13 protein-coding genes are annotated in these 12,594 nt (G+C 44.9%); 2 read left to right on the top strand and 11 right to left on the bottom strand.

Annotated elements, in window-relative coordinates:
* Positions 1-57 precede the first annotated feature (57 nt).
* Complete coding sequence (locus B2W60_RS01695; protein ID WP_292361535.1) at positions 58-411, top strand: hypothetical protein; 354 nt, start codon at positions 58-60, stop codon at positions 409-411.
* A gap of 8 nt (positions 412-419) precedes the next feature.
* Here the strand turns inward: B2W60_RS01695 and B2W60_RS01690 are convergent, their stop codons facing one another.
* The 5 genes from B2W60_RS01690 to B2W60_RS01670 all read right to left on the bottom strand — a co-directional run bounded on the left by B2W60_RS01690 (position 420) and on the right by B2W60_RS01670 (position 4,771).
* The gene (locus B2W60_RS01690) at positions 420-1,181 is read right to left on the bottom strand and encodes an SDR family oxidoreductase (RefSeq protein ID WP_292361534.1); all 762 of its coding nucleotides are present in this window, start codon (positions 1,179-1,181) and stop codon (positions 420-422) included.
* Between the two features lie 325 nt (positions 1,182-1,506).
* Positions 1,507-2,703: a pyridoxal-phosphate-dependent aminotransferase family protein gene (locus B2W60_RS01685; protein WP_292361533.1), complete on the bottom strand. Its 1,197-nt coding sequence runs from the start codon at positions 2,701-2,703 to the stop codon at positions 1,507-1,509.
* A gap of 42 nt (positions 2,704-2,745) precedes the next feature.
* On the bottom strand, positions 2,746-3,603 hold the full coding sequence (gene purU, locus B2W60_RS01680) for a formyltetrahydrofolate deformylase (RefSeq protein WP_292361532.1): 858 nt from the start codon (positions 3,601-3,603) through the stop codon (positions 2,746-2,748).
* Between the two features lie 60 nt (positions 3,604-3,663).
* Positions 3,664-4,014, bottom strand: a complete 351-nt coding sequence (locus B2W60_RS01675) for a nucleotide pyrophosphohydrolase (RefSeq protein ID WP_292361531.1) — start codon at positions 4,012-4,014, stop codon at positions 3,664-3,666.
* A complete protein-coding gene (locus B2W60_RS01670) occupies positions 4,007-4,771 on the bottom strand; it encodes an alpha/beta fold hydrolase (RefSeq protein WP_292361530.1) in 765 nt (254 codons plus the stop codon). The genes B2W60_RS01675 and B2W60_RS01670 overlap by 8 nt, the downstream gene beginning before the upstream one ends.
* Positions 4,772-4,827: 56 nt before the next feature.
* Between B2W60_RS01670 and B2W60_RS01665 the strand changes: the two genes are divergently transcribed.
* Positions 4,828-4,998: a hypothetical protein gene (locus B2W60_RS01665; protein WP_292361529.1), complete on the top strand. Its 171-nt coding sequence runs from the start codon at positions 4,828-4,830 to the stop codon at positions 4,996-4,998.
* 43 nt (positions 4,999-5,041) lie between these two features.
* On the opposite strand, the gene fabB is transcribed toward B2W60_RS01665, so the two are convergent.
* From fabB to B2W60_RS01635, 6 genes are all read right to left on the bottom strand, one after another.
* The gene (gene fabB, locus B2W60_RS01660; protein WP_292361528.1) at positions 5,042-6,259 is read right to left on the bottom strand and encodes a beta-ketoacyl-ACP synthase I; all 1,218 of its coding nucleotides are present in this window, start codon (positions 6,257-6,259) and stop codon (positions 5,042-5,044) included.
* Positions 6,260-6,268: 9 nt separating this feature from the next.
* Entirely contained in the window at positions 6,269-6,784 is a 516-nt protein-coding gene (fabA, locus tag B2W60_RS01655) for a 3-hydroxyacyl-[acyl-carrier-protein] dehydratase FabA (protein ID WP_292361527.1), read from the bottom strand.
* 146 nt (positions 6,785-6,930) lie between these two features.
* Positions 6,931-8,250, bottom strand: coding sequence for a TolC family outer membrane protein (locus B2W60_RS01650; RefSeq protein WP_292361526.1), 1,320 nt, complete (start codon positions 8,248-8,250; stop codon positions 6,931-6,933).
* 136 nt (positions 8,251-8,386) lie between these two features.
* The gene (locus tag B2W60_RS01645; protein ID WP_292361525.1) at positions 8,387-9,037 is read right to left on the bottom strand and encodes a response regulator transcription factor; all 651 of its coding nucleotides are present in this window, start codon (positions 9,035-9,037) and stop codon (positions 8,387-8,389) included.
* A gap of 15 nt (positions 9,038-9,052) precedes the next feature.
* Positions 9,053-10,381, bottom strand: a complete 1,329-nt coding sequence (locus tag B2W60_RS01640; protein ID WP_292361524.1) for an HlyD family type I secretion periplasmic adaptor subunit — start codon at positions 10,379-10,381, stop codon at positions 9,053-9,055.
* A 4-nt stretch (positions 10,382-10,385) separates the two neighbouring features.
* A complete protein-coding gene (locus B2W60_RS01635; protein ID WP_292361523.1) occupies positions 10,386-12,566 on the bottom strand; it encodes a type I secretion system permease/ATPase in 2,181 nt (726 codons plus the stop codon).
* Positions 12,567-12,594 lie beyond the last annotated feature (28 nt).

Below are 12,594 nucleotides of genomic sequence, written 5' to 3'. Positions count from 1 at the left end.
TTTATGGAGCAAATTCAGGGATTCTGCTAAATTGGCGTTTTGTATGGAAAACAACTAATGGCGTTAATTGAAACCGGCGACGATATCAGTAGCATTAAACTGATTTATATATTCAATCTGGTAGGCTCACTGATTTACCCGATTTTGCTTATTGGTGCTTATGTTGCCTATGAAAAAAAACCGGCAGCAGCCGAATGGCTGCAATCACATTATCAGTTTCAATTAAATGGTTTTTTTATCACATTACTTTGGCTGGTGACTTCCTGGGGACTGCTGTGGACAGGAAATTTATATGGGCTGGCCGTAATGGTGGTATGGATAGTATGGAATATCAGCCGCAGTGTGAAAGGCTGGAAAACATTAAAGGCACAAAAAGCTATTCCCAACCCCAGAAGCTGGTTCTTTGGCTGAGCAGATTGTTAACTGCGATAAATAGCTAACGGACCGGTTGCCTGTTGCGTGGGCATGATTTCCATAGTGGTCACATTCATATGTGCCGGCGTATTCACCAACCACCAGATAGTATCGGCAATATCCTGAGCGGTAAGTGCAACGGTTTTTTCATAAACCTTGTCAGCGCGTTGCTCATTATCTTTAAATCGTACCAGGGAAAATTCTGTTTCTGCATTGCCCGGCTCGATATTAGTGACACGGATTTGTGTACCCAGTAAATCCGCTCGCAAAGCCAGTGAAAACTGTCTGACGAAGGCTTTGCTGGCGCAATAGACATTGCCGCCCGGATATGGCCAGTTTCCGGCAACAGAACCAATATTGATAACATACCCGCTGTTTCTTGTTTTCATGCCCGGCAGAACCAGCCTGGTACAACGCATCAACCCTTTTATATTGGTATCCACCATGCGTTCCCAATCTTCCGGATCAGCGACATAGGCAGGCTCCAGTCCCAATGCCAGACCGGCGTTATTAACCAGAACATCAATCTGCTGAAACTCCTTTGGTAGTTCAAAAAAAGCCTGTTCTGTAGCCTGTCGGTCACTGATATCAAAACAACTGATACAGGTTTGCGTTTCTCCGCCTAACTCCGCCTGCAGACTTTGCAAACGCTCCAGACGACGTCCGGTAATAATCAAACGCCATCCTGCTTTGGCAAACAACCTGGCACAGGCTTCACCGAATCCTGCAGTGGCACCGGTGATCATGATGATTGGGGAAGAATTCATTTTTTACCTTAGAGTTTTTTGAACCACAGAGACACAGAGGGCACAGAGATTTTTTAAACGATGTAACTGTAAACAAACCCGAGTAATTTTAGGGCTTTCTAAATTCTAAAAATAATCCGCAGATTACGCAGATATTTTATCAAGTGTATTAACTCGGGTGTGTCGGGTTACGCTGCGCTAACCCAACCTACATTGTTTTATACTTTAGCTTCATTGAAGCTATTCATAAAAAATTTAATCTGCGTAATCTGTGTAATCTGCGGATATATTAATTAAAAAATCTTTGTGTCCTCTGTGTCTCTGTGGTTAATACAAATTAATAAACTTAGTTGTGATAAATCTTGTTAGCCGCGGATACCGCAACGCCTGAATTAATATTTGCGCCCATATCCGTCAACACCGCATCCAGAGCACCCAGACATAACAGCACATTTTTCTGATTGGCCGCATACCCCATCAGACCAATACGCCATATTTTCCCGGCCATTACGCCTAAACCGGCACCGATTTCCAGACTGTAATCTTTTAACAGACGGCTACGGACAGCAGCATCATCAATACCTTGCGGAATCGTGACCGAATTTAATTGAGGCAAACGGTGAGCTTCATCAACGACAAATTTCAGACCCATCGCTTCAATGCCGGCCTTTAACGCATTGTGATGCAGGCGGTGTCGATTCCAGGCATTTTCCAATCCTTCTTCTCTTAATAACACCAAGGCTTCATGCAAAGCATATAAGGCATTAATTGGTGCGGTATGGTGATAGGCACGTTTAGCCCCCTCCCCCCAATACCCCATCACCAGATTCAAATCCAAAAACCACGACTGCACTTTGGTCTTGCGATTGCGCACAACACCAGCGGCCTTTTCACTGAAACTGACGGGTGATAATCCGGGTGTGCAGGATAAACACTTCTGACTACCGGAATAAATGGCATCAATGCCCCATTCGTCCATCAGAATCGGCGTCCCGCCCAGCGAGGTGACAGTATCCATAATTGTCAGGCAATCATACTGTTGTGCCAGTTGGGCGATAGCTTTGGCATCGGATTGGGCACCGGTAGACGTTTCGGCATGCACAAAGGCGACTAATTTAGCTTCCGGGTGTGCTTTTAAAACCGCTTCCAGTTTATTGATATCTACTGGCTTACCCCACTCGTCTTCCACCATAATGGCAGTCGCGCCACAACGTTCAACGTTTTCTTTCATTCGCCCGCCAAATACGCCGTTTTGACAGATGATCGCGGTATCGCCCGGTTCAAGCAGATTCACAAAACAGGTTTCCATACCAGCAGAACCTGGGGCAGAAACCGGCATTGTTAATGCGTTTTCGGTTTGAAAAGCATATTGCAGCAAGGTTTTCATTTCATCCATCATGCCGATAAATGCCGGATCCAGATGACCAATAGTGGGTCGTGACATGGCTTCGAGAATGCGTGGATTTACATCTGAAGGGCCCGGCCCCATTAATGTGCGCTGCGGTGGATGAAAGCTGCCAATAGAAGTCGATGCTTTTGTCATGTTCTCTCTCTTAATCTGTTTATGTAATCCAGGTTTGAGTTATCAAGCGCCTTCTGCAAAAACAATAGTACGACGCCCGCTGACAATAATACGATGTTCAATATGAGCTTTAACGGCTCGCGCCAGCACCAAACGTTCAATATCTTTTCCAATCATCACTAAATCTTCAGGGCTGTTATCGTGGCGTACCCGTTCAACATCCTGTTCGATGATAGGTCCTTCATCAAGTTCCGCCGTTGCGTAATGTGCTGTGGCACCAATCAGTTTGACCCCACGCTCATAGGCCTGATGATATGGCTTGGCTCCCTGAAAAGCTGGTAAAAAGCCATGATGAATATTAATTACCTTGCCGGCAAACTCTTTGACAAACGGTTCTGACAAAATTTGCATGTAACGCGCCATGACGACCAACTCAATCTTGTATTCGGCTAACAACGCTTTGATCCGGGATTCCTGCTGTTGCTTGGTCTCTTTGGTGATGGGGAGATGATAAAACGGCTTATTGAACTGACGCGCCATCTGTTCCAGATCAGGATGATTACCGATGATAACCGGTATGTCACATTTCAATTCACCTTCCAGCTCTCGCAACAACAGATCATAAGGACAATGGGAAGCCCGGGTCACCAGCAAAGCAACACGATAAGGCATATCGGTGTAATGCACTGACCAGGTCAAATGCATGGTTTCTGCCAATAAACCAAATTGTTTTTGCAGGGTTTCACGAGGTATCTGGCCTTCATCTTCCACCTTAATGCGCATGAAGTAACGGCCGTGATCGGTATCAGTGTATTGCTGACAATGCAGAATATTGTAACCACGCTCTGCGAAAAAACCGGTGATGCCGGCCAGTAAACCTTTTTGATCGGCACATTGAATCAGCAAAACGATGGCTTTCATGGAAGAACAACCTCTGCGGGCATAAAATCAAAGCGCAAATGCTAGCACTTTGCAGCAGGTTTATGAATATTCATTGTATTTGTCAGCCCGGCCTTTGACTTTATCCACCGGGTACTTATTCGCGTTTTTAAGCATTTTCCGTTGTATGGCTTGCTCAAGATTAATATTCAAATCATGACATAGATAACTTAAATACACTGCAACATCGGCAATTTCATCTTCCAGCGCCTCGCGTTTATCACTGCTGAGCATTTGTTGAATTTCAGTCTTATTCCGCCATTGAAACCATTCCAGCAGTTCGGCGGCTTCGATTGACAATGAAATCGCAATATCTTTGGGGTTATGAAACTGCTCCCAGTCCCGTTCACGACGAAATTCAATCAGTTGCTTCAATAGTTCTTCATTAATCATCTGCAAGAAACCTGTTTACCTGTTGTATAAATGCATCGGGTTTTTCAGCATGAACCCAATGCCCAGCGCCATCGATGACTACATATTCTGCCTGTGGATATAAAGATTTAATCTGCAGCCAATCATCGTCGGTTACATAATCAGACTTACTGCCACTGAGAAATAAAGCAGGTAACTCTATTGAATTTTCAGGGCTCACGCTTTGCAACAATCCGGGGTAGTTACAAAACAGTCCCTGTAAATTGATACGCCAGCTCAAGCCATTGTCGCCCTTTTGTAAATTCAATAACAGGAACTGCCGGACTTGCGGATCTGGCAAAGCTTCAGCCAATGCGTCACTAACTTGGGAGCGGGTGGAAAATTTTGATAGATCCTGTGCTAACAGAGCTTTGAAAATCTGACTGTGCTCATCAGCATACTGACGTGGAGCAATATCTACGATAATCAATTTACGTAATCGATCTGTAAAATTTTGCGAAAATTGCATCGCCGTTTTACCACCAAGCGAATGCCCCAGCAGATCGATTACTGATAAACCCAAGTGATCCAGTAGATTCAGCAAATCCTCGGCCATTAAATCAAACGTTTGCTGAGAGTGATGGAATGATCGGCCATGATTACGCAGATCCACACTAATCACCTGTCGCTCGGATGATAGCGCTTTGGCTATGCTGCGCCAGTTATCTGCCGAACCGAATAAACCATGCAGAATGACCAACGGTTCACCATGACCAATAGATTGAAAGTGTAATCTCATAATGACTTACGTTAACACGTTATAATGCTGCGTTAATAATTTTGGAGAAAGCGAAAATGGACGAGGCGATATTAATGATTCTGGTCAAACAATATGCAGATCGATTTGGCATCACCTTCAGCTCCAAACATTTGGATGATGAAGATAAAAAACAGAAATTAGTGAGTTTAATGCAGGAATCACTTGCCGGAAAACGCGGGCCAGTAACGGATGCAGATTTAAATTAAAAAACACCCTTGGCAGTACGCCAAGGGTGCTATTTATTTAGCATCAAATTTTTTCGAACACCAGACAGGCATTGGTACCACCAAAGCCAAAGCTATTCGACATTACAGCTTGAATGCCTGAATTATCTTTGCGCTCGAGCACAATGGGCATGCCCTTCGCCTGCTCGTCCAGATTATCAATATTGGCTGAAGCAGCAACAAAATCATTTTCCAGCATCAGTAAACTGTAGATAGCTTCCTGTACACCAGCGGCTCCTAAAGAATGTCCTGATAACGATTTGGTTGAACCTACCAGTGGGATTTGGGTTTCGGCAAAAACCTGCTTGATAGCGCCTAATTCGGCCAAATCACCAACTGGTGTGCTGGTGCCATGTGCATTAATGTAGTCAACTTGGCTGTTACGCATGGTTGACATCGCCATTTGCATGCAACGTTGCGCACCTTCTCCAGAGGGTGCCACCATGTCATAACCATCTGATGTGGCGGCATAACCGGTCAATTCAGCATAAATTTTTGCACCACGTGATTTGGCATGTTCATATTCTTCCAGGACTAATACACCGCCACCGCCGGCAATAACAAAGCCATCTCGATCAGCATCATAGGCACGTGACGCTTTTTCTGGTGTCTCATTGTATTTGGTTGATAATGCACCCATCGCATCAAACAACGAACTCATGGTCCAATGTTCTTCTTCAGCGCCGCCAGCAAAAACAATATCCTGTTTCCCCAACTGGATTTGTTCCATTGCATTTCCGATACAATGGGCGCTGGTTGCACATGCGGAAGACATTGAATAGTTAATGCCCTTAATTTTAAACGGGGTTGCCAGGCAGGCAGACGTCGTACTTCCCATGACCTGGGTAACACGATAGGGCCCTACGCGTTTCAAACCTTTTTCACGCAAGATATCCGCGGCTTCAACCTGATTGGATGACGATGCACCGCCGGATCCCATCACCAGCCCTGTTTTAGGATTCGACACATCACTTTCAGTTAAACCAGCATCCTGAATCGCGTTCTTCATGGCGATATAGGCGTATGCCGCCGCATCTCCCATAAATCGCAGAACTTTGCGATCAATAAACTCTTTGAAATCTATATCAAAAAAACCCGCCACATGGCTTCGAAATCCCATATCAGCGTACTGTTGTTTAAAGCGGATACCAGAACGGCCGGCTCGAAGTGATTCAGTGACGGTGGCGAGATCGACCCCCAGACAAGAGGTAATCCCCATACCAGTAACAACTACACGTCTCATTGTCATGTCCTAAAAGTTGTCAGTTGAAGTAAACAGACCAACTCGTAAATCTTTGGCGAAGTAGATATCGCGACCATCCACCGATACTGTGCCATCAGCAATAGCAAGTACCAGCTTTCGTGAAATTACTCGTTTCAAATCAATACGGTAAGTCACTTTTTTTGCGGTAGGCAAAACTTGTCCGGTAAATTTCACTTCACCAGAGCCCAACGCTCTTCCTCTACCGGGATTTCCATCCCATGCCAGAAAAAAGCCAAGTAATTGCCACATGGCATCCAAGCCCAGGCAACCTGGCATGACTGGATCACCTGGAAAATGGCACTTGAAAAACCATAAATCCGGATGGATATCCAGTTCAGCAATGATTTCACCTTTTCCATAGGCACCACCATCATTGGAAATATGACTGATGCGATCCATCATCAGCATATTAGGGACGGGCAGTTGGGCATTGCCCGGGCCAAACATTTCTCCGTGGCCGCACTGCAAAAGTTCCTCGAAGGAAAAAGATGATTGCTTACTCATGAATTTCTAAAATAACCCTACAATTTAAGCACGACATAATAGCATGATAGTTTGATTGCAGAAAAAGTTGCAGCTATCAACGTACAGGTTCTAAAAAAAAGCCATACCCAGCAGGCATGGCTTATCGATATTCAGTTATACAATGATTAATTACGGTTATCAGCAACTGTTGTAGCCGCAGCAGGGGCGATGACCTCCAGACTTTCCAACAACAAACCGGCACTGTTAAGTACCCGGTACATGGTGAAAAGTTCATCGTACTGTGCGTTTGTCAGTGAAGTTCGGGCTCTGAACAATTCATTTTCAGAATCCAGCAGATCCAGTAATGTGCGCTGACCAATATTAAACTGTTGCTGGTAAGCATCACGGGTTTTTTCTGCTGACTCTGCATACTGCTGGAAGTAAGACATTTGTCTGCGAACAGTTTCCAGTGCATTCCATGATAAACGAACGCTCTGCTCTACCTGTCGATGCGTATTATTGCGAATTTCAGCTGCCTGGTTAATCAGAAATGCCGTTTCTTCCCGTCTTGCTTTATCTCTACCGCCATTGAGCAGGTTATAACGTAACCGAAACATGGCAGTAACATCTTTATCTGTTCCCCGAACCCCATCAATGTCATGATCAGAACGCGTACCTAATTCGAAATCAACGCGCGGTAAAAACGCGGCTCGAGTGACATCGTGTTGTGCATTTGCTGAAGCAACATCCGCTTGAGCAGAGCGCAGGGTTGGATGGTTTTGAATTGCTATATTAACCGCTTCATCCACCGTCAATGGCATAGATGGTTCAGGCGATGGAGGTTGTGATAATGAGCTGGGGGCTGCACCGATGACCCGCAAATAATTTGTTTCGGCATCCCGCAAATTGCTTTGCTCGGCCATCAGATTAGTCTCCGCCAAAGCCAATCGACCTAAACTCTGATCCATATCTGCTCTGCGTCCCACACCACGCTCGCTACGCAGCGTAATCTGGTCATGGGTACGTTGGTGAGACTCAAGATTGGTTTGTGCTAGTTCCACCAGCTTTTGACGGCGTAATACATTAAGATAGGCTTCGGTAGCCTCTAAAGCAGTATTCTCAGCGACACTGTATACTGAATGAGCTCGCGAATCAGTTCTGGCTTTTTGGCGCTCAACTTCGTTTTTTGTGAGGCTGCCATCATAAAGCATTTGCCGTAAATTCAGACTGGCTTCATCCCGATTTAAATGAACCTCACCATCTCCGCGGCTACGTGTAGCAGGGTTATCTGTTGATTCCCAACCAGTACCAATACCTAAATCAATAGTCGGAAAATAACCTGCTCTAGCCTGATCTATTTCTTTGGAAACAGCCTGACGTTCACTTATGGCAGCCAAAACATCGGGGTTGGTTTTTAAAGTAGTATGAATTGCTTCCTGTAAAGTTTCAGCTTGCACTGAACTAAAGCACAACAATGATGGGATTAAAAAAAGCGCTTTGTTCATAATATCTTCCTAATTCAAAGCAGTAATCGGTATACTTTTTAAGGGTAATTTACCGCTGAGAACACCCTCAAAGCATCACCCAATCTTCCATTTCCTGCCGATTGTAGACAAAACCCCTCAACTACACAATGCAGGCTTAGCGGAGATCGCGAAATACAATCGCCAATGAAAGACGATCCGGTAAATTCATTTTCTGGAAAATAGTCGTCAGATGTGCTTTGACTGTTCTTTCTGTGATATTCATATTACGGGCGATCATTTTATTAGTCGCACCGTGACTAACCATTTTTGCTACTTCCAATTCCTTGGGGGATAGCGTTTTTGCTGCCCGGCGCTGCTGTTCACTCACTTCTGGAATATGACTTATTTCATCAATCAACCCTGAAATAACATGGCGTTCGACCCAGACTTCACCATTTGAAATCAATAGCAAAGCTTCCTGCAGTTTACTCATCGGTAGATTTTGATTGAAGTAACCACGCGCTCCCTGCTTCAGCGCTGCGATTTGTACGGGAATCGGACGAGGTGGACCAATCACCAAGATACGGCTATCCGGACATAATTTTTTGAGTTCACTAATAACCTGCGATGGATTATCGTCCAAAAGGAACTGATGGCAGAGTACCAACTCAGCTGTTTGATTTTTTAATGCATTGAGTAAACCTTTGATATCCTGGTATAGGCTGACATCGTAGATAGCGGGCAACGCATCGGTTATAACCCGCGCCACTTCCGTATCTGCTGTAGCCAGATAAAGACTTCTTTCAGTCTCTGTAATTACTGTCATGGTTCAACCTTAGTCTCAACGCTCTCTCAATGCTTCGTTTTTTGCCTTCAGTATGGGCTTTAATAGGTAATCAAGCACGGTTTTTTCCCCAGTAAGTATGTCAACAGTAACAGTCATTCCTGGAATTATCCCCAACTCACCCATACCACTTTTTATAAAATTTTGTTCCGTGCGTAAATAGATAAGATAAAAACTTTCATCTTCATCATTGGTAATGGTATCTGCACTAATCCGTTCAAGTTTTGCCTGTAAACCACCATAAATTGAAAAATCATAAGCCGTAAACTTTATTATCGCCTCCTGTCCCGGTCTTAAAAAGGCAATGTCTGCTGGACGTATCTGAGCTTCTATCAGCAGATTATCTTCTAAAGGCACAATTTCCACCAGATCCATGCCCGGTTGAATAACTCCGCCAATCGTATTAATCATCAACCGCTTGATAGTGCCTTTCATCGGTGAACGAACATGTGTACGAGTAACCCGATCCGCCAGAGCCGATACTGATTCTTCTGTGCGCGCCATTTCAGCGCGTACTTCACTGAGTTCTCTGGCGGCTTCAGATTTAAACCGGGTATTTGCTTCATTGATTTTCTGCTGTACTTCATCCATTGAAGAACGAATTCGTGGGATAGCTAACCGGTTAGACTCCATTTCACCCTTGAGATCATTAACCGTTCGTCTGAGCCTGAGCAATTCCACTTCTGACATAACGCCTGCAGCAACCAGTGGCTCCGACATTTGCAATTCCTGATTGCTTAGCTCAAAACTGCGACTGAGCTGCTGTTGCCTCGCCTGCTTTTCTACCAGCTCCTGTCTGCGCTGCTCAGCCTGTCTTTTTAAGACATCAATCGTACTTTGTAATTGGAGTTGGCGGGATTGATACAATGCACGCTCTTCTGCAGCCAGCGCTGGCTGAGCAATCGTTAATTCCTCAGGAAGTTCCAAGGCTTTTCCTTCACTTTCCGCATCCAATCTTGCTGTTCTTGCGACCAACTCCCAATAGGTTAACTGTGATTCACGGAAAGAAGATGAAAACCGCGTATCGTCTATTTTTAACAGGACATCACCTTTCTCTACCATTTGCCCTTCACTGACCAGTACTTCAGCGAGTATTCCGCCTTCAAGATTCTGTATCACCTGAACCTTGCTGGAGGGTACGACTTTGCCCTGTCCCCGAGTGACTTCATCAAGGGCTGCGACACTGGCCCACCACAAGGCAATACCGATAAACGCAGCAATCAATAATAATAAAATATGTCCTCCCCAGTGAGTTGAAGCCATCGTGGCCGCACTGATTTCAGACATAAAACTGACATCGTCATTATTTTTTTTAAACCAGGCCATCAATTTACCCTTTCGAAACCCGGATATGACCGCTCTTTAATGCAGCCAAAATTTGTTCCCGAGGTCCATCTGCTACTAGCTTGCCTTGATCCATTACCAAAACCCGGTCAACCAGACTTAATAAAGACGCACGATGCGTTACCAGAATCAGGGTTTTATCTTTGATAACTTCACTGAGTTTGGTTTTGAAACGCTCTTCACTACTGTTATCCATCGCATTGGTTGGCTCATCCAACACTAATACCGGTGGGTCCAGCAATAAAGCACGCGCCACAGCAATGCTCTGTCGCTGTCCTCCTGATAATCCTTCACCACGTTCACCGACCGGCATATCAAATCCTGATGGATGCCGGTTGATAAACTCCGTCACACCGGCAATATCCGCCGCCCGTAGAATAGCGGCATCATCAGCAAAAGGAGCACCCAGAGCAATATTGTCGCGTACACTTCCGTGAAACAGCATCACATCCTGAGGAACATAGCCCACAGACCGACGCAAATCGACAGGATCTATCTGGCGAAGATCTGTTTCATCCAGCAAAACAGCGCCTTCAGCAGGTTCATATAAGCCCAGAATTAATTTTTCTATTGAGCTTTTACCTGAACCAATTCGTCCAATTATCGCTACTTTTTCACCTGAGACGAGTTTGAAGGAAACATCACTTAACGCTTCTATAGCTTGTTCGGGATAGCGGAAACTCACCTGTTTAAATTCAATACCACCCTTAAACTTATCACGGTGTAAAAACTCTCGGCCATTTGGCCGTTCAACCGGCAGGCTCATCATGTTATTCAATGAAGCCAAAGCGGCTTTTGAATGATGAAATCGCGTCAAAATACCTGCGAGCTGCCCCATGGGTGCCAGGGCTCTGCCGGCCAATATAGTGCTGGCAATCAAGGCCCCCATACTGATTTCATTTTCGCTGATTTTATAAACCCCATAAACCACCACGGCAATCGTCGTCATTTGCTGGACAAAACTGGTTAAATTAACAGCCGCAGACGATAGTAATTTTGCCCGTTGGCTGTATTTGGATATGGAACCCGCAGTTTGCTCCCATTTGCGTTGTAGTGGCGTTTCCGCTCCCAGACTTTTTATCGTTTCAAGCCCGGTTAATGTTTCAATCAGTGTGGCACTTTTTTGCCCTGAATGACGAAATAGCTGTTTTATTGCCCGACCAAGAGGTATCTGAATGATCAAACTGATCAGTATGGTTAATGGAATTACCGCTAGAGGGATATAGGCCAAATCTCCGGCAATCATCCAGATAACGGCAATAAACAAAAAGGTAAATGGTAAATCGATCAATGTCGCCAGGGTTGCCGACGTAAAAAAGTCCCGAAATGACTCAAATTCCTGCATGCTGTTAGCAAAATTACCCACCGAATTGGGTCTGGCAGACATTTTGATGCCCAGCACTTTTTCGAAGATAGTAGCGGATAAAATGACATCGGCTTTTTTGCCCGCAACATCAATAAAATAGCCACGTAAAGTGCGGAGTAACAAGTCGAAGACAAAAACAATGGCCACACCAATTGCCAGCACCCACAAAGTCGCCAGAGCATGGTTTGGCACCACACGATCGTAGACATTCATGACAAATAATGGTGAAGCAATGGCAAACAAATTGACCAATATCGACGCCACAAACACTTCACTATAGATTGGCCAGTAACGGGTCAGTGTCCCCCAGAACCAATGCCTGGCACGCGGTATAGCCGAATTTTCACTTCGATTATCAAAATGCTGTACTGATCGAATGAAAATAGCATAACCCGAGTAATACGGTTGTAGTTCACTTAACTCTACAATCGCTTCACTATCGCCGTTTTCCGGATAAATTACCGTCGCCTGCTTATCTTTTAGCTTAAGCAAAATACAGGCATTGCCATCATTAAGTAACAGCACTGCCGGCAGAACCAGAGGAGAAATTTTACTTAACGGACGTTTAATGACTTTAGAAGATAACCCCGCCCGTTCAGCGGCTCTGGAAAACAGGTCTGGCGTAAGACGGTTATCCACAAGGGGAAGCCCTGCAACCAAGGAATCTGGACTGTGGGGCTTTCGTAAAAGTTTAGTGAGAACAGTCAGGCAAGCTAATAACGGATCATCGTGTGTCAAATAAGCCGCACCTGCATTCCATTGCCGATTTTGTACCTGTTCTTTAGTTGCTTTCTGTTCCATGTAATATGACGATGCCATCCAACTCAAA

Origin of the sequence: Methylophaga sp. UBA2496, from assembly GCF_002341635.1 — a bacterium.
Taxonomy (GTDB): domain Bacteria; phylum Pseudomonadota; class Gammaproteobacteria; order Nitrosococcales; family Methylophagaceae; genus Methylophaga.
The sequence above is the reverse complement of the archived record's forward strand: the minus strand, read 5'-3'. Positions and strand labels throughout refer to the sequence as shown.

Coding starts and splice junctions, on each gene's coding strand:
- B2W60_RS01675 (WP_292361531.1), bottom strand. CDS start 4,014: ATGATTAATGAAGAACTATTGAAGCAACTGATTGAATTTCGTCGTGAA.
- B2W60_RS01695 (WP_292361535.1), top strand. CDS start 58: ATGGCGTTAATTGAAACCGGCGACGATATCAGTAGCATTAAACTGATT.
- fabB (WP_292361528.1), bottom strand. CDS start 6,259: ATGAGACGTGTAGTTGTTACTGGTATGGGGATTACCTCTTGTCTGGGG.
- B2W60_RS01640 (WP_292361524.1), bottom strand. CDS start 10,381: ATGGCCTGGTTTAAAAAAAATAATGACGATGTCAGTTTTATGTCTGAA.
- B2W60_RS01685 (WP_292361533.1), bottom strand. CDS start 2,703: ATGACAAAAGCATCGACTTCTATTGGCAGCTTTCATCCACCGCAGCGC.
- B2W60_RS01665 (WP_292361529.1), top strand. CDS start 4,828: ATGGACGAGGCGATATTAATGATTCTGGTCAAACAATATGCAGATCGA.
- B2W60_RS01650 (WP_292361526.1), bottom strand. CDS start 8,250: ATGAACAAAGCGCTTTTTTTAATCCCATCATTGTTGTGCTTTAGTTCA.
- B2W60_RS01645 (WP_292361525.1), bottom strand. CDS start 9,037: ATGACAGTAATTACAGAGACTGAAAGAAGTCTTTATCTGGCTACAGCA.
- B2W60_RS01670 (WP_292361530.1), bottom strand. CDS start 4,771: ATGAGATTACACTTTCAATCTATTGGTCATGGTGAACCGTTGGTCATT.
- B2W60_RS01690 (WP_292361534.1), bottom strand. CDS start 1,181: ATGAATTCTTCCCCAATCATCATGATCACCGGTGCCACTGCAGGATTC.
- B2W60_RS01635 (WP_292361523.1), bottom strand. CDS start 12,566: ATGGAACAGAAAGCAACTAAAGAACAGGTACAAAATCGGCAATGGAAT.
- fabA (WP_292361527.1), bottom strand. CDS start 6,784: ATGAGTAAGCAATCATCTTTTTCCTTCGAGGAACTTTTGCAGTGCGGC.
- purU (WP_292361532.1), bottom strand. CDS start 3,603: ATGAAAGCCATCGTTTTGCTGATTCAATGTGCCGATCAAAAAGGTTTA.